General features: G+C 42.8%; 10 protein-coding genes. 6 read left to right on the forward strand and 4 right to left on the reverse strand.

The genetic code is table 11. The features are described 5' to 3' along the window. Positions 1-34: 34 nt before the first annotated feature. The gene (locus R3O62_RS21340; protein WP_317472493.1) at positions 35-3,004 is read right to left on the reverse strand and encodes a PEP/pyruvate-binding domain-containing protein; all 2,970 of its coding nucleotides are present in this window, start codon (positions 3,002-3,004) and stop codon (positions 35-37) included. Between the two features lie 246 nt (positions 3,005-3,250). Here R3O62_RS21340 and R3O62_RS21345 point away from each other — a divergent pair, with 246 nt between their 5' ends. The 3 genes from R3O62_RS21345 (at position 3,251) to R3O62_RS21355 (ending at position 8,130) form a co-directional block, all read left to right on the forward strand. Next, positions 3,251-5,338, forward strand: a complete 2,088-nt coding sequence (locus R3O62_RS21345) for a prolyl oligopeptidase family serine peptidase (protein WP_317472494.1) — start codon at positions 3,251-3,253, stop codon at positions 5,336-5,338. 147 nt (positions 5,339-5,485) lie between these two features. Then, positions 5,486-6,823, forward strand: coding sequence for an NADP-specific glutamate dehydrogenase (gene gdhA / locus R3O62_RS21350; protein WP_005781098.1), 1,338 nt, complete (start codon positions 5,486-5,488; stop codon positions 6,821-6,823). 143 nt (positions 6,824-6,966) lie between these two features. After that, positions 6,967-8,130: a M24 family metallopeptidase gene (locus tag R3O62_RS21355; RefSeq protein ID WP_195341286.1), complete on the forward strand. Its 1,164-nt coding sequence runs from the start codon at positions 6,967-6,969 to the stop codon at positions 8,128-8,130. An 83-nt stretch (positions 8,131-8,213) separates the two neighbouring features. Here the strand turns inward: R3O62_RS21355 and R3O62_RS21360 are convergent, their stop codons facing one another. From R3O62_RS21360 to R3O62_RS21370, 3 genes are all read right to left on the reverse strand, one after another. Beyond that, positions 8,214-10,979, reverse strand: coding sequence for a caspase family protein (locus tag R3O62_RS21360; protein ID WP_269096282.1), 2,766 nt, complete (start codon positions 10,977-10,979; stop codon positions 8,214-8,216). 3 nt (positions 10,980-10,982) lie between these two features. Further along, complete coding sequence (locus R3O62_RS21365) at positions 10,983-13,085, reverse strand: WD40 repeat domain-containing protein (protein ID WP_022010977.1); 2,103 nt, start codon at positions 13,083-13,085, stop codon at positions 10,983-10,985. Positions 13,086-13,349: 264 nt separating this feature from the next. Beyond that, complete coding sequence (locus R3O62_RS21370) at positions 13,350-14,795, reverse strand: CCA tRNA nucleotidyltransferase (RefSeq protein WP_317472495.1); 1,446 nt, start codon at positions 14,793-14,795, stop codon at positions 13,350-13,352. A gap of 153 nt (positions 14,796-14,948) precedes the next feature. Between R3O62_RS21370 and R3O62_RS21375 the strand changes: the two genes are divergently transcribed. The 3 genes from R3O62_RS21375 (at position 14,949) to R3O62_RS21385 (ending at position 17,727) form a co-directional block, all read left to right on the forward strand. Next, a complete protein-coding gene (locus R3O62_RS21375) occupies positions 14,949-15,791 on the forward strand; it encodes a hypothetical protein (protein ID WP_005808162.1) in 843 nt (280 codons plus the stop codon). Between the two features lie 149 nt (positions 15,792-15,940). Further along, positions 15,941-16,768 (forward strand): AAA family ATPase, encoded by an 828-nt coding sequence (locus tag R3O62_RS21380; protein ID WP_022010979.1) that lies wholly within the window; start codon positions 15,941-15,943, stop codon positions 16,766-16,768. An 8-nt stretch (positions 16,769-16,776) separates the two neighbouring features. Further along, complete coding sequence (locus tag R3O62_RS21385) at positions 16,777-17,727, forward strand: DUF4435 domain-containing protein (RefSeq protein WP_317472496.1); 951 nt, start codon at positions 16,777-16,779, stop codon at positions 17,725-17,727. The last annotated feature ends 130 nt before the right edge of the window (positions 17,728-17,857 follow it).

Here is a 17,857-nt window from a genome sequence, read left to right on the forward strand (position 1 = left end):
AAAAACAGGACTTTTTTTATACAATATTATTTTATTATTTCTCCGGCATAAGAACCACTCCAAGTTTCTTTTTACCATCCATTTTCACAACAATCGGCCTCTCAAAGTGTATGTGACGAAGATATTCAGTCTCAAATACGGCGGGTTGCGCATTCAGGAATTCTTGATTGTATACTCCATCATTCATAAACGCGTTAATCGTGAAATATCCCACACCAAAAGAAGTCAGGTTCTGGAAGAAATGTGTTCCCTGGCTGGGATCTACCCGATAGTTAGTAAGTCCGGCCTCCACAATGACACGCGCGGCAGAAATATGCGGCCACTTCACCGGGATACCTAACCAAGTGTCACTGCTTCCCCATCGTCCGGGTCCGACAAGTACATAGTTCTTGCCTTCATTCAGGAACTGCTGGTTAAGTTTCTCTATTTCCCAAGCTATATTCTGATTGTTCGATGCACTGTAATGATCAGTCTTGACATATACGATATCATGTATTTCGTTCATAATGCCATGCCCCAAGGAGTTATTGGAACGGAGCAGCACATCTTCGTCCGGAATAGTAGTAAGATCTTCATCCAGCATATCTTTACTGTCTACAATGGGACGTACCTGAAGCAGATAGAACGTACCGGTCTTATCACGGTCATGATTGAGTGTCACTGCAAATTCGATCTCTACCGGACGGCGCATCTCCTGCTGCCCATAACGAAGTACCCAGCGCAGGATGCGTGCCAACGGAAATACATCGTGCTGCAAGATGTTGGCAAACGTAATCACTTTACGCCCACCGGGATATAAACCGTCACGAATCACCTGGTCATACGGATCATAGGTAGAAGCTATATACCGTAACGAACCGTCTTTTTCGGCTTCTTTCACATGCAACTTCAGAAGATTGAATCCATCATCAATCGAAAAGTTATCACCGGCATTTTTCAGATCGAGAGCGTAAAAACGGGTCTGCGTCTCTTTCAAGGCAATATCCAGTTCACTGGTTTGCAACACCTTTGAAGGATGGGCAGGCGAGAAACGTAAAGTCATACCTCCGTCCACGATATACTTGCCCAAACCGAGAGCCAGGTTTACCGTACCTTCTTCAGCTTTCTCGTCGCCAATGGGATAGTAATTGAGAGATCGGGCTACACCGGACATCGAAGGATAATAACGGTCTCCGTACTGATTGCCGACCACTTGTTGCAGAATAACAGCCATCTTTTCCTGATCGATCACATTCGAAGTGGCCTGCATATATGCCTTACTGTCGCGGAAATAAACAGACGCATATACGCCTTTAATGGCATCGGACAGCATACGGAGCATCTCATATTTATCATCCAGATAAGGAATCATATAGGTATTATAGATTCCTGCAAAAGGCTGATAGTGGGAGTCCTCAAGCAAGGAAGAAGAACGAATGGCGATAGGAGACTTCACCACATCGAAGAAAGTAAAGAAGTCTTCAACCAGACGGTCGGGCAACTTCGCTTTCAGGAAGTATTTCAGAATCGTATCGTCATCAGCATCGGAAAGGGCAATCTGATACAGATTATTGCTATCCATAAACTCGTCGAATACATCGGTACAAAGCACCACTGTTTTCGGGATAGCCACACGGGCATTCTCAAATTCTTCAAATTCCGGATGACGCTTCACCATATTGTCAATAAACGCCAGTCCACGCCCCTTTCCTCCCAACGAACCGTCTCCGATACGGGCAAAGTTTGAATAACGGTCGAAGCGGTCGCGTTTGAATACAGCTACCACTCCCTGATTTTTCATTTTTCGGTATTTAACAATAGCCTCAAAGATGATTTTACGATGCGCATCCACATCTTGCAGACTATGCCAGGTGATGGGACGAAGGAATTCCGCAACCGGAAACATAGCACGTGAATACAGCCAACGTGAAACATGATTGCGACTGATGTGATAAAGGAACGATTCGGCAGGAACGGCAAAAAGAATATTCTGCAACTCTTTCAGGTTCCGAACCCGGGCTATCTCGACACCCGTCTCAGGATTACGGAACACGAAGTCGCCAAAACCAAAATTATCGGAAACAATCCGGCGAAGATCGACATCCATTTTCTTGGAATTCTTATCAATGAACGTAGCTCCATACTTAGCCGCATAGGCAGCGTTCTCTGTCTCGGACGACTGGATGATCAAGGGTACGAACGGATCTTTCTTCCTGACTTCCGCACAAAGCTTGATTCCTGCCATGCCGTCCTTCTCTCCTTTCTCCACACGGGGAAAGCGGACATCGGTGATGACTCCCAGTATATTATTGGTATACTTATCGTATATATCCATTGCCTCCTCATAAGTACGGGCCAATACTATTTTGGGACGCCCGCGCATACGGAGTGTACGTTGATGGGCATTCAAAGCCTCGGTAGAGAACTCCTGACTCTGCTTCAACACAAATTTATAAAGATTGGGAAGCACGGATGAATAGAAACGGATACTGTCTTCTACCAGCAGAATCAACTGCACGCCCACCTCTTTCACGTCATGCTCCAGGTTCATCTTGTCTTCGATCAGCTTGATGATGGACACCAGCAAATCAGTATTTCCCAACCAACAAAACACGTAGTCGAATGCACCCAGGTCCTCGTTCGCTATCCGTTTGGTAATGCCGTGACTGAACGGTGTCAGGATAACGATCGGTATCTGTTCGTACTTCTCCTTGATATGACGTCCGATATCAAAACTATCGTTGTCTCCCGTACCCGGCATGCAAATCACCAAATCAAACGATACACTCCCAAGCTGTCTCAACGCCTCTTCCTCGGTAGAAACTTGCGAAAAACGAGGGGGATAACGGAGCGAAAGCGAGGTGTATTCATTGAAAATCTTTTCATCGATACGTCCGTCATCCTCCAGCATAAAAGCATCGTAAGGATTGGCTATCAATAAAACATTAAAGATTCGCCTTGTCATCAGATTGGCAAACTGAGTATCTTTAAAATAGAGCTGGTTTAATTTAAATTTGCTGAGCATGGGTTTCCCGTAGTTTTAAAATTCAACAGACAAAAGTCGCTGTTTTTATTGGGAAAAGCAAGAAAAAGCAATTCACTTTATTGCCAACTTCCAATATAGGCACAGATTATCTTCCCATTTCCGATTTGAAAACAAACCGAAACATCAAAGTCGAGAAATCCGAAAACAGAAAATGACCGAACTATTTGTTTTGTAATAAACACTCTGTATATTTGTGAATTTACTAACCGTAACCAATTGAAAAACATGAAAGCAATATCCTTATTAATTATAATAGGTATAGCAGCCACCTCATGCATACGCCCCCGAAAACCGGTTTACCCTGCAACAAAAAAGGTAGACAGCATAGACATATATTTCGACACAAAAATTCCCGATCCATATCGTTGGTTAGAGAATGACACTTCGGACGCAACCGCCGCATGGATAGAAGCACAAAACAAAGTCACTGCCAAGTACCTGGAAGCCATCCCTTTCCATAGGAAATTATTAAAACGAATAACCACCCTGTCTGACTATGAAAGAATTGGATTACCGGTCAAGAAAGGAAATAAGTACTATTTCACTAAAAACAATGGGTTACAAAATCAAAACGTGATGTATATACAAGACTCTTTGAGCAATAATCCACGCATTTTTTTAAACCCTAACCGATGGTCTGACGACGGTACTGTATCACTCAGTAGAATATCATTCTCCAAGAACGGTAAATATGCCGCCTGTGGCATCTCACGCAACGGTTCCGATTGGCAAGATCTATATATCATGGACACCACAACCGGGAAATTTCTGGACGATCACATTCAATGGGTAAAGTTTCAGGAAGTGGCTTGGGATGAAAAAGGCTTTTATTATAGCGCTTATGACGCTCCACCAAAAGATAAAGAGTTGTCAAGCGTAAACGGAAACTCCATGATTTATTATCATAAACTAAAGACACCACAAGCAAAAGACAAACCGATCTATCAAAACCCATATTATCCGGAGTGCAATCATTCCGGACACACAAGTGATGACGGACGTTTTCTTTTCATAAACAACGGCCTTTTAATGAAAGATCTCACCCAAACAGACGCACCTCTGGTACAACTGGCCAATACGGGCTATCGATATAGCCCAATAGGCATCATTGATAATAAAATTTATATTTTTACCAACTACAAAGCTCCGAAAAGACGTATCATGGTGGCTGATATCAACAGTCCCACGTTGAAAAACTGGAAAGAACTGATTCCAGAATCCGATGCCGTATTATCCAAAGCAGAAATAATTGGTGGAAAATTGTTTCTCACCTATAATAAAGATGCTTCAGACCGGGCCTATGTCTACAATTTAAATGGGAAACAACTACAAGAGATCAAGCTTCCTTCACTGGGTACCGTCTTCTTTTGCGGAGAAAAAGAGGATAAAAAATGTTTTTTCCTCTTCACTTCTTTCACCACCCCGAACACAATTTACCAATATGACATTGATAAAAATGAGTATACACTATATTATGCTCCGAAAATAAAGTTTAATGCAAATGACTTTGTGACGGAACAAATATTCTTCACCAGTAAAGACAGTGTGCAAATCCCAATGTTTCTGACTTATAAGAAAGGATTAAAGAAAGATGGAAACAATCCTGTACTTCTTTATGGTTATGGTGGCTTTGGCCTCACCCTCACTCCTTCCTTCGCCATCGAACGTATCCCGTTCCTCGAGAACGGAGGTATCTATATACAGGTCAATTTACGAGGCGGTAACGAATATGGTGATTCATGGCACAAGGCGGGAGTCAAAATGCAAAAACAGAATGTTTTCGACGACTTTATCAGTGCCGCCGAATATCTCATTAAAGAAAAATACACTAATCCGAACAAAATAGCCATTACCGGTGCATCGAACGGAGGATTACTCGTGGGTGCCTGCATGACACAACGGCCTGAGCTATTCCGCGTAGCCGTATCTCAGGTGGGTGTGATGGATATGCTCCGTTATCATAAATTCACCATAGGCGCATCATGGAGCACAGACTATGGCACAAGTAGCGACAGTAAAGAAATGTTTGATTACTTATTGAGCTATTCTCCGCTGCACAATCTGAAGTCGGGCACAAGATATCCTGCAACATTAATCACCACAGCCGATCACGACGATCGTGTTGTCCCTGCACACTCGTTCAAGTTTGCCGCAACTTTACAAGCAGAAAATGATGGGACCAATCCTACTCTCATACGTATCGATCACAAGGCCAGACACGGCTTCAACAAAGCCACAACAAAGTTATTAAAAGAGCAAGCAGACGTTTATGCATTTATCATGTATAATCTGGGAATGAAAATGAAAAACTGACATCTATTCCCCAATGCTCTTTCTATCATTTTATCATTATTTAATCAAAATATTCCATACAATCAAATAACATTAGAAAAGTTTTCCTATATTTGCGATACGATAAAGTGACATTTTATCAGAATCAACCTATTAAAACATACTATTATGAACATCGAAAAAATCATGTCCTCTTTAGAGGCTAAACATCCCGGCGAATCAGAATATCTTCAAGCTGTAAAAGAAGTGCTTCTCTCTATCGAAGATATATACAATCAGCACCCTGAGTTTGAAAAAGCCAAAATCATCGAAAGACTGGTAGAGCCGGACCGTATCTTTACGTTCCGCGTGACATGGGTAGATGATAAAGGTGAAGTACAAACCAACCTGGGATATCGTGTTCAGTTCAACAACGCTATCGGCCCGTATAAAGGCGGTATCCGTTTCCACGCTTCTGTCAACCTGTCTATCCTGAAATTCCTCGGATTTGAACAGACCTTTAAGAATGCCTTGACTACTCTGCCGATGGGTGGTGGTAAGGGCGGCTCCGACTTCTCTCCACGTGGCAAGAGTGATGCTGAAATCATGCGTTTCTGCCAGGCATTTATGCTTGAGTTGTGGCGCCATCTGGGCCCGGATATGGATGTACCGGCCGGTGACATCGGTGTAGGAGGACGTGAAGTAGGCTACATGTTCGGTATGTATAAGAAACTAACCCGTGAATTTACAGGAACCTTCACCGGAAAAGGACTTGAGTTTGGCGGTTCACTGATCCGTCCGGAAGCTACCGGATTCGGAGGTTTGTACTTCGTCAACCAAATGTTGCAGACTAAAGGTATCGATATAAAAGGCAAGACTGTAGCTATCTCCGGATTCGGAAATGTTGCTTGGGGAGCTGCTACCAAAGCTACCGAGTTGGGAGCAAAGGTTGTTACAATCTCCGGCCCGGATGGTTACATCTATGATCCGAACGGCATCAGTGGGGAAAAGATCGATTATATGCTTGAACTCCGTGCTTCGGGCAACGATATCGTAGCTCCGTATGCTGACGAATTCCCGGGATCTACTTTCGTAGCCGGTAAACGTCCTTGGGAAGTGAAAGCCGATATAGCCCTTCCTTGTGCCACTCAAAACGAATTAAACGGCGAAGATGCCAAAAATCTTATTAATAACAATGTTCTTTGTGTCGGAGAGATCTCCAACATGGGTTGTACACCCGAAGCCATCGATCTTTTCATCGAACACAAAACGATGTATGCACCGGGTAAAGCAGTCAATGCAGGTGGTGTAGCAACGTCCGGGCTGGAGATGTCACAAAATGCCATGCACTTGAGCTGGAGTGCAGCAGAAGTAGACGAGAAACTCCATACCATCATGCATGGTATCCATGCACAGTGTGTGAAGTATGGTACAGAACCTGACGGATATATCAATTATGTGAAAGGTGCCAACATTGCAGGCTTCATGAAAGTGGCTCATGCCATGATGGGACAAGGAATCATCTAAAAAGCTTTGTTTAGTTGTATTTGTGAACTGCGTTACTCATTTCCTGAGACAGGATGTGGGTAACGCTACTTTTTTCTGAAAAGGTTTCATTTTCAACTAAAATAGCCTAACTTTGCATTTCGAAACCAAATAATTGTTACGAAATGTTACAACCCGAATTAAAAATGCGCCGCGATAAGATTCGCGTGCTGATGGCTCAACAAAACATTGATGCCGCTCTCATCACTTGTAATGTAAACTTGCTCTATACGTATGGCCGTGTTGTCAGCGGATACCTCTACTTACCTCTCCACTCACCGGCCTTGTTATTCATCAAACGCCCCAACAATATTACCGGCGAACACGTCTTCCCTATCCGAAAACCGGAACAGATTCTTGATCTGATTAAAGAAAGCGGATTGCCTGCCCCTCAGAAACTGATGCTGGAAGGCGACGAACTGTCATATACAGAGTACAATCGCCTTGCCGCTGTTTTCCCAGAGTCGGAAATTGTAAACGGAACTCCGTTAATCCGCGAAGCGCGTAGCATCAAGACTCCTGTAGAAGTGGAATTATTCCGCCGTTCGGGTGTAGCTCACGCCAAAGCTTACGAACAGATTCCTTCTGTTTACCGTCCGGGAATGACCGATCTGGAATTTTCAATCGAAATAGAAAGGTTGATGCGTCTGCAAGGTAACCTGGGAATCTTTCGTGTGTTCGGTCAGAGCATGGAAATCTTTATGGGCAGTGTACTGACCGGAGACAACGCCGCTTTCCCTTCTCCATACGATTTCGCCTTAGGAGGTGAAGGACTGGATCCGGCTCTCCCGGGAGGACTCAACAGAAGCCTGCTAAAAGAAGGTCAAAGTGTCATGGTAGACCTCGGAGGAAACTTTAACGGATATATGGGCGATATGAGCCGTGTATTCTCCATTGGTAAGTTGAGTGATGAAGCGTATACAGCCCATCAGGTCTGTCTCGACATACAGGACGCCGTATCATCTATGGCCCAGCCCGGAGTTGTATGCGAGGATTTATATAATACAGCCATCGATATAGTGACCAAAGCCGGTTTTGCCGACAAGTTCATGGGTATCGGCCAGCAAGCAAAATTCATAGGTCATGGTATCGGTCTGGAAATTAATGAAGCTCCGGTGCTTGCCCCCCGTATAAAACAAGAACTGGAACCGGGAATGGTCTTCGCTCTCGAACCTAAGATTGTAATTCCGGGTGTAGGTCCCGTAGGTATCGAAAACTCGTGGACAGTAACACAAGAGGGTGTAGAGAAACTTACTATCTGTAACGAAGAGATTATTGAGTTGCAATAAAAACAAATCCCAATAGATACCCAAAAGACGACTGTTGTGCTTTCCACACCACAGCCGTCTTTTTCATATCACTATTAACTTTACTAAGGAATTTCTGTTACCGGAGTCTCCAACTTAATGTTTTCCCATCCCACCCATGTAGGAGAAACCATACATTGCGGCTCCTGAATTTTATCGATCAAGGCAGTAGCACGTTTCACTGCAATACTGGTTCTTTCGAACAGCTCTTTCATGGAAAGGTTACCTTTAGCGTCACGGATCGTCTTTATCAGGAAATACGTATAATATCCCTGCTTCTTTTCATGGTAAACACTTGAAGTCTGATCGCCACTGCTGGACGAAAAACTCAATGTGTTTCCTTGCGGCAATCCCACTTTCGGAACAACACGCACGCCCTTCTGTGCCAATAGCGGAGCAGCACTCTTATAACCACCGCTAAAGCAAGCATCGAGGAATACATAAGCCCCCTTCACCGGATAAGTAGCCAATTTTTTATACAGTCCGGACAATGAAATACCCAGACGGATATTCTTACCTGTAATATCCACCGGAAGTAAATAAGGCTCCTTAGTAGCCTCGTCATTATTTCCATGACCGGAATAATAGAATATCAGTTCGGCTTGCGGATCGGTGCTTGCCATGTTCACCAACCAGTCAAGTTGTTCGTGCATCATACCGGCAGTAGCATTCGGCACCACCTTGATCTGCCCGTCGGGTACCCCAAAGGTACGTACGCAATATTCACGGAACAGCACAGCATCGTTTACGGCATAAGGCACATTAATTTCAGCATTGGCACCGGTCATACTATAATCCTCATTACCGATAATCAAAGCATAACGGTGGCGGTTCACAGCTCCCACAGGGACATCCTCCATCAACTCACTCTTGAAACTCAGCGAAAAGTCTTTCACATTCACCTTCCGTGCAGCCACATTTCCACTCAGATTGATAGAAGCGGCAGAAGACAGGTAATCTCCCACTTTCACTTTATAAGCCTCGTTCAGGAAAGTTGAACGGGTAGACTCCGTTACCGCCAACATTACGGCCACGGAATCTTCATCAAAACGCTTGTTCACCAGGAAGCCATAATCGAGCACAGCCACATCCCCCGGAGCAATACTATCAATTGTCATTTCCGGAGAATCGGTAGTAAATATGTTCTTCGGCAATGTGAAATTCACCTTCACCTTACGCGCAGTCTGTGTTCCAAAGTTTTGCAAGGCAACCGTCAGCTTTCCGTTTTTACCCAAAGTAATAGATGTACCCTCAGACGCAAAGAACTGATGGTCGGCAATGCGCAAACGAGGCATTGCATATTCCTGAGTATTCACAATCAGCTCCGAAGGATCGGCATCAAATCCATTCGCTTCGAATGCATAAATGTTGATCTTAGCCAGGCTCGTGGGCAACTCTTTCTTTGCAAGATAACGGAATGTATACTGTTTGGACTTCCCGGCCGGAATATTGCCTCCGTCCAACTCACGCGGACCGTCGAAATACTGATCATATCCCTGCTGCTCAGCCAAACGGATACGTATATTATACGCATCTCCTTTACCTTGGTTCTCAATGGTAAACTGCAAAGCGAAACTCTCTCCGGCATCAATTACCTTATTATTATTGGCATCCGTAAACTGATCCATCTTGATTACCAACATGGCCGGTTCCACAGGTACCGGAACAGACTCCTGCTCCTGGGCTATATTTTCAGTCTTCTTCAACGTCTCTTTGTAAGCAGCCAGCCGGGACGGAAAAGCGGTATAAGAAGCTCCGTCCTGAACTATCTTAGAAAGCACTTCATATTCCGGTTTCATATCCATATACTGATATACGCCTGCCAGTCCCTGCATATACAATTTGGAAGAAGGATCTTTCTGCAATATCTTCAGGAAAAGATCTTTAGCGTCCATCAGATAGCCCGATGCGCGCTGACGTACCAATGCATATTCAGTATCATTGGCAATGGTAGCCCCATTGTTTACGATCTCCGTAGCACAATTGAAGTTGGCACGTGCCACACCGGTCATCAATTCAAAACTCTCGGGATGAAGTGCATACAAGCGTTTGTAGATATCCAGTGCCTCCACATTCTTTCCCTGCCGTTCCAGAATGCGCGCCTTGATAGGCAATACCTTATCATTATTCGGATCCACAGCCAGAATGCGGTCAATCGCACCAATCAACTTTTCCATATTATTGGTGGCGATATGTACATTCACCAGATTATACAAGAAATCGAGTGACACCGGATATTTGGCAATAGCCTGTTCCAACACGCGTTCCTGATCCGCATATTTCTTCTGCTTCTGATAAATCATGTTCATATAAACATAACAGTCCTTCTGCTGAGCTTCCGTACCGGTATTAAGATACTCCTGAAAATACCTCAGCGCCTGTTCGTTCTTCTCCAGATTAAAGGCCGATACCGCTGCATAGTAAACCACCGAAGCATAACGGTTATCTTTCGGCAACAATTCACTGCGGAACAACTGCATCTGCGGCATATCGATATATGCAGCGGCAAAATCCAATGCTTTAGCCGGCTGTTTCTGTTCCGAATAATATACCGCCCCGTTCAGCAGATAAGGATACAATGCCTTTAGCCTATTCTTTGCTCCCCCTATATACTGACCGTTATTCGGTGCCTCCACAACCTTCATGAAATTCGCGTAACTGTCCAGCAGATAGTCATACATAGCCGTTACATTCGTTCCTTTATCGCGCTCGCTTTCAAAAAGCACATACTGTTGGTTGGCACGCTTAGAAGCGGAGGACGCATCCTGCGCCCCCACTTTACCGGCCATAACAACAGTGAGAATGATTGTCAGTAAAAAAAATCTTTTCATCGTTTATTGTTGAAATGCATCCATAATTACAAACTCTACATTGATCTTGCGGAATTCTCCACCACGTTCTTTAGCTACTTCCACATGATATTCGTAGTCGTTCTTCGTATTACCTAATGTTGTCACATTCTTTTCGATATAACTCTTCACACCGGCAGCACGCATCAGTGCCAACTGTTCGTTCTGTGTGATTCCGGCAGCCTTGGTCACCGTGATATTGTCGAGATTGCCATCTTTGTAATATGGCTCGTCCACGAACTCTCCGTACCGTCCGTCATAAGCCAGGCGTCCACGAATCGGAGCCGCATCGGCCGAACCGGTAATAATCACTTTCACCTGCTTACCCTCTGATAAATATTTGGAGAAATCGCCTTCAAAAGCATTCTTGATAATCTTCATCAAAGACATGGCGGCATTTGAGCGTTCAATGTTATAACCACCGGACGGGAAGTCTTCCTTAGCAGAAAACTCTTTATTGATCACCTCATACTGATAACCCACTTTATAATTGAGAATTTTTTTGCCGTTAGCATCCACACCCGGAATAACCTCTGTCTTCACATTGATCTGTGTGTTATCGGTAATCAGTTTATCCTGCTTTTTCTCTTCGATCACCTGTTCCTTTATTTCGGCCAATTGTGCTTCCTCACGGGTAGCCTGCTGCATGATTTCCAGAGGGACAAAGTTTTCATCCGCTTCCAAAGCAGTCAACTTTGTCCGTCCGATATTGTCATAGATATAAACCTTGTTGGTCGTTTCGTTGGTAACCTCCACATAGGCCAGCTCAAATTCATCTTTATCATTCAGCACATATACGGCATTCGAGAATTTCATTTTACCTTCCTCAAAGTCCCCTGCCTCGTTAGCCGGAACTTCCAATCCGATAGACGGCAACCCCTTAAAACCGATATTCAACATATTATTAGCAGCATCATATCCATCCACAAAAGGATTATCCATTGAGATACGGTCACCCGCCAATGCCGTAGCAACTTCCTGAGCAAACAACTGCTGCTGTTTAACACGGGTTTCATCGTTCACACGGATAGCATAATCCTCCATCGATTCTCCCTGCATCATCTTCACCCATTCATTCATCTTGGCGTCTACTTCCTTACCCATAATCTTTCCATAGAATGGGTTCAGCCCGTTCGCATCCCAGAAGACCATTTGCTTCGTACGATTGGTTAGCATGAATACCTCGCTATTCTGATTGTTCTTAAAGAAGCGTCCACCGGTAACACCGCCTATAGGATCTACAATCTCCTGCTCTATGACACCATTCTTCAAGTTGATGATCTCGATATTCTTCCCATCTTTTACCACACTGATGTATTTTCCTTCGGGATGGAATGACGGAGAACTAAGCGTTCCCCCCAACTTATCGAAGATGTCCACCTTATCCCAGTTTTTCGTATCGATAATGGTCAGGTGATTATCCTCCGTGGTTACTGCCAGCAACGAAGCATCCGGAGAGAAAGTCAGTTCTTTGACAACTGCCGACATAGGAATCGCTTTTCTCAACTCCTTTGTCTGGAAGTTCCAAATATTAATCGTCTGTCCTGTCCCTGCTGCAATAAAATAATTGTTCGAACTCATAGCCAGTGCAGTAGCCGGAGCATCTCCCTGGATATAAGCCAATGGCATATATTCTTTCGTATCATAAATAACGATTTCCCCTAACGAGTTACCTACAACGAAACTACGGGCATCGGTAGCATAACACATGGATACCGGCAGCGGTTTGGCTTTCAATTTTTTACGTTTCTCTTTCAATTCGAAAAGCTTCTTATTCCTGTCACGAAAAGAGTAAATGCTTACCGGATTCTTCGCTCTCAACACGGCGATAGAACTTCCCGTCGGATTAAATACGATACGCTCAATTTTGCGTAAATCATTAATCGCGATATCGCGCATGGTATACAACGATCCGTCAGACAAATAAGCAGTACAAAAAGTCGTGTTATCAAACGCATTAATCTTTTTCTGAGAATCAAACCCCCTTTTTTCTACAACTTGTGCCATTGCTTGTCCGCAGAACATCGCGGTGACAAAACAAAAAGCAATCCCTCTGTAAGTGTAAAATCCACATTTCATCCTATTCATACCTTAAAATGATTTAGTTTATGTTTAATAGTGTTTTGCAAAATAAGCATTAATTCTGCAATCTATCACAAACAGAAACTCCTTTTTTTTCATTTCCCGTAAAGTTTAGTTGTTAATACATAGAAATGAAAAAAGAATAGACAGAAAGACTGTAGAAAAAGAGCAGGTTTGTAACGGTTTTCCGTTACAAACCTGCTCTATAGCATACATTCCCTTTCCTTACGTGATTAGTCGGAAATCGAAAAAGACAAAAACTTATTGCATTTATTCATCCACGTTTCGTACGGGATTCAATCCCATTTTCTTAGCTTTTTGAAGCATTAATAAATAAGCAGCCTCGTATTCATTGGGAATCACTCCGTCCAAAATAGCATCTTTTATAGCACTTTTTAACGCCCCCACTTCCTTGCAGGGTCCCAGATTAAACACCTCCATAATCTCTTCCCCACTCACAGGCGGCTGAAAGTTACGGACACGGTCTTTCTCTTCCAAATCTTTCAACTTCCGGCGAACCAGCTGGAAATTATTTAGAAAGCGCTGTTTACGTTCCGTATTCTTTGAAGTAATATCCGCCTCACAAAGTGTCATCAGGTCGTCTATGTCATCTCCGGCTTCAAAAAGCAGACGACGCACGGCCGAATCCGTCACCACATCATCCGCTATCACGATGGGGCGCATATGCAGGCTCACCATCTTTTGCACATACTTCATTTTCTCGTTCATCGGCAACTTCATCCTCCTGAAGATATTCGGAATCATCTTTTCGCCTATGAAATTATGATTATGAAAAGTCCATCCCGCCTTCGGTTCCCAGCGTTTAGTCACCGGTTTGGCGATATCATGCAACAAGGCAGCCCAACGTAACCAAAGATTATCTGTCACCTTGCTGATATTGTCGAGCACTTCCAGCGTATGATAAAAATTATCCTTATGGGCACGCCCGTTCCGGGTCTCCACCCCTTGTAAAGCCACTAATTCCGGAAAAATCAACGCCAACAACCCACTTCTGTCCAAATCGATAAAACCTTTGGAAGGGATAGGTGAAAGCATTATTTTATTCAGCTCGTCCGCAATGCGCTCACGTGAAATAATCTCAATCCGTTCCCGGTTACGGCAAAGAGACTCAAATGTATCATCATCGATGTAAAAATTCAGTTGGGTAGCAAAACGGATACAGCGCATCATGCGCAAGGGGTCGTCACTGAACGTTATGTCTGGATCGAGAGGAGTACGAATGACCTTTTCCTTCAAATCATTCATGCCTCCAAACGGATCGACCAGTTCCCCAAACCGCTCCTTATTCAAGCAGACAGCCAGAGCATTGATCGTAAAATCCCGGCGGTTCTGATCGTCTTCCAACGTTCCATCCTCCACAATCGGCTTGCGTGAATCCCGCTGATACGATTCCTTCCGTGCTCCTACGAATTCCACCTCCGTTCCGTGATATTTCACTTGTGCCGTGCCGAAATTCTTAAAAACAGAAACATGCGCACCCCGTCCCAGACGTTTACCCAACGCCTCGGCCATAGCAATGCCACTCCCCACCACAACAACATCTATATCTTTAGAGGGACGCTGCAGAAAAATGTCGCGGACATATCCGCCCACCACATAACATTCCAATCCCAACATATCGGCCGTCTCCGAGATCTGTCCGAAAATGGGTTCACTGAAATGCTGCTTCAATTCCTCCTGAGTCAACTCTATCATCTTCATTTTTCTTTTTTACAGTGATTGAAGGTGGTAGTCTGTTACTAACACCTTACAGTTAATTAGGCCGCAAAGGTACAACTTTTCGCTCTTCACTTTCCACTCTTCAGTCTAAATTTGTATTTTTGCCCTTTCTAAGTAAAGAACAACAAAATGAAAAAACTGATTGTCCTGGCATGTACATTGTCACTGCTGACTGCTTGTGGTGACAACATCGAGAAGAAAGCGGGTGAAAAGCTTGCAGCTGCCCGCGCAGCTTTTGAACGCAACGACTACAACGAAGCCAAGTTGCAGATCGACAGTATTAAAATTCTGTATCCAAAGGCATTCGATACCCGTAAAGAAGGTATCAAACTGATGCAACAGGTAGAACTGAAAGAACAGCAAGAAAGCCTTATATATCTGGATAGCATGCTACAAGTCAAACAGCAAGAGTTCGAAGCTATCAAGAATAAATATACTTTTGAGAAAAACGAAGAATATCAAAAAATCGGTAACTACTTTTGGCCTACCCAAACCGTAGAGAAAAACCTGCATCGTTCTTTCCTCCGCTTCCAGGTGAACGAACAGGGAGTAATGACACTGACATCCATCTATTGCGGCCCAAGCAATATCCACCACGTAGCAGTCAAAGTGATAGCACCAGACGGAAGTTTTGCCGAAACCCCAGCCTCCAACGACAGCTACGAGACTACCGATCTGGGAGAAAAAATCGAAAAAGCCGACTACAAAATGGGAGAAGACGGCAACGTCCTCAGTTTCCTCTACATGAACCGCGATAAGAAAAATATCCGTGTCGAGTATCTCGGCGAACGGAAATTCTCCATTACCATGACTCCTTCCGACCGTGAAGCACTCGTCGGTACTTACGAGTTGGCCAAATTACTTTCATCCATACGTCAGATTCAGCAAGAGAAAGAAGAAGCCAACCTGAAAATCGAATTTGTGAAAAGAAAAATGGAACAGAAAGCCCAAGAAGAGGCTGCGGAAAAATAAATTTTCCTTTTTTCATAAGTCGCTCAGTGGGGCGACTTATGAAAAAAAGTTTCTACTGAACAAATATTAAAAGAGATTGGTTATCTTTGCAATGACAGCCTTTATTAAAATCAAGCTGATAAACAGTAAGTAATTATAAAACAGAAGCAATGAAGATTTCGCAGATACAAATTAAAAAGATGTGGGGAAAACAGGACATCGAATGGAATCACGTAGATCCCAAAGTCAATATCCTCGTCGGTCCCAATGGAAGTGGCAAATCTACCTTTCTCCGATTTATCTACTTGCTACTTACAAGTGATATCAAAGAGCTCAATAAGCTTAAAACAGATATCTTTATTCGGTTTGATGCAGGAGGTAGCATATTATATCATGCAGACAAAAAAGATTTTAGCATAGAATTTCAAAAAGACTGGCTTTTAGACATCGAATACATCAATACATTCGACATACCGACAGCTAAGAAAAGTACTCAATCTTCTCTTATGCAAGAATTGGATATGACTATTTATCCGCTAAATAAAAACGTTTTCAATTTCATCGACTATCGTTCAAAAATCCTTAACTACCCTGAACAGTCAGAAGAGATACAAGAACGAATCTCGATGTTATTTAAAATAATCAATAGTTTTTTTGCAAGTACCCAAAAACAGATCAGTATCAATTCAAAAAACAAAATGGTTTTCACGTTTTTAAACCAAGAAGAGGAGATAGAACCGGAACAGCTATCCTCAGGAGAAAAACAATTGTTACTCATATTGCTCAAGGTATTTTTAAAGGAAGACAAACCGTTCATTCTGTTAATGGACGAACCGGAACTATCCCTTCACATCGAATGGCAAAGACAATTAATTGAAGCTATACAAATTCTAAATAAAAATTGCCAGATCATTCTTTCAACTCATTCACCGAGTATCTTTGCCGATGGATGGGGAGATAAATTAGTATTTATGGAGGATATCGTCAAACCGATATAAAAAGAGAAATGACACCAAGCAAAAAAGCTTATTATGCAACTGTAGCACAAAACTACAAAGCCTCACTGTTGTTGAATGGATGTAAAGCTGTCATCCATCTGGAAGATAAAAACGATATTATATTTTGGAATAAAATATTTAAAGAGGCATGTCCTCAATACAATTTTTATTTTATTCCCTACAGCCGCTCCCAATCTGGAAATAAAGCTACGGGAAGTTCCACTTGTCTTATTTTCAAAGATTTCCTCGACAGTAAGATGGCGATTGCCATAGACAGTGATTTACACTATTTAATGCAAGAACCCAATATAGACGCCAAGCATTACATACTACAGACTTATACTTATTCTTTCGAAAATCATCTTTGTTTCACAGATCGTTTAGCTGCGTTACCTATATTGACCTGCGGATTTACAAATAGCATTTTTGACTTTAATAAGTTTTTGTTGGCATACTCAAAAGAGATTTATCCGTTATTTCTTCTTTTCTTATATGATCACAGACAAAAGGAAAGGAAATTACCCAATACTGACTTTTTCAAATTACTATCATTCCCCTACAGCAACAATAGAATAGATGACAATGGAGACTATATTATTACCACTCTTCATAAAAGAGTTACTCCCCAAATATCCTATTTAAAAAGTATTTATCCCAATTATGATGAAGCAGTAGAGAAAGCCAAATACAAACGCCTGGGACTTACAGAAGAAAATACCTACTTATATATTCGTGGACATAATCTATACGATTTGATTACAAAATTAGGAGAAGAAATATGCAATATATTGAAAAGAAACGAAAAAAAACGTCTGTCAGAAGCGGGCGAATATGACAAAATAGCAACTATTTATCAAAGAAAAGATACATTTAAAAAGAAGCTCCTAAATGCCGATCTTTATTTCACCTATCCTGAGATAAAAAGATGTGTTCAAGATATTCGATCAATATGGCCTTAAATATACAGAAGCTGAAATAAAAACGAAAAGTAACAATCACTTACCAATATGGCCCCAATAATTGAGTTATCAATTATTGGGGCCATATCCATTATTATTATCCGTGATAATTACTTATTTCGGAAGCCAC

The sequence above is a fragment of the Bacteroides hominis genome, assembly GCF_033042785.2.
GTDB lineage: Bacteria > Bacteroidota > Bacteroidia > Bacteroidales > Bacteroidaceae > Bacteroides > Bacteroides hominis.

Excerpts from the sequence above, each read along its gene's own strand:
- R3O62_RS21340 (WP_317472493.1), bottom strand. The coding sequence starts at position 3,004 with ATGCTCAGCAAATTTAAATTAAACCAGCTCTATTTTAAAGATACTCAG.
- R3O62_RS21360 (WP_269096282.1), bottom strand. The coding sequence starts at position 10,979 with ATGAAAAGATTTTTTTTACTGACAATCATTCTCACTGTTGTTATGGCC.
- R3O62_RS21380 (WP_022010979.1), top strand. The coding sequence starts at position 15,941 with ATGAAGATTTCGCAGATACAAATTAAAAAGATGTGGGGAAAACAGGAC.
- gdhA (WP_005781098.1), top strand. The coding sequence starts at position 5,486 with ATGAACATCGAAAAAATCATGTCCTCTTTAGAGGCTAAACATCCCGGC.
- R3O62_RS21365 (WP_022010977.1), bottom strand. The coding sequence starts at position 13,085 with ATGAATAGGATGAAATGTGGATTTTACACTTACAGAGGGATTGCTTTT.
- R3O62_RS21375 (WP_005808162.1), top strand. The coding sequence starts at position 14,949 with ATGAAAAAACTGATTGTCCTGGCATGTACATTGTCACTGCTGACTGCT.
- R3O62_RS21385 (WP_317472496.1), top strand. The coding sequence starts at position 16,777 with ATGACACCAAGCAAAAAAGCTTATTATGCAACTGTAGCACAAAACTAC.
- R3O62_RS21355 (WP_195341286.1), top strand. The coding sequence starts at position 6,967 with ATGTTACAACCCGAATTAAAAATGCGCCGCGATAAGATTCGCGTGCTG.
- R3O62_RS21345 (WP_317472494.1), top strand. The coding sequence starts at position 3,251 with ATGAAAGCAATATCCTTATTAATTATAATAGGTATAGCAGCCACCTCA.
- R3O62_RS21370 (WP_317472495.1), bottom strand. The coding sequence starts at position 14,795 with ATGATAGAGTTGACTCAGGAGGAATTGAAGCAGCATTTCAGTGAACCC.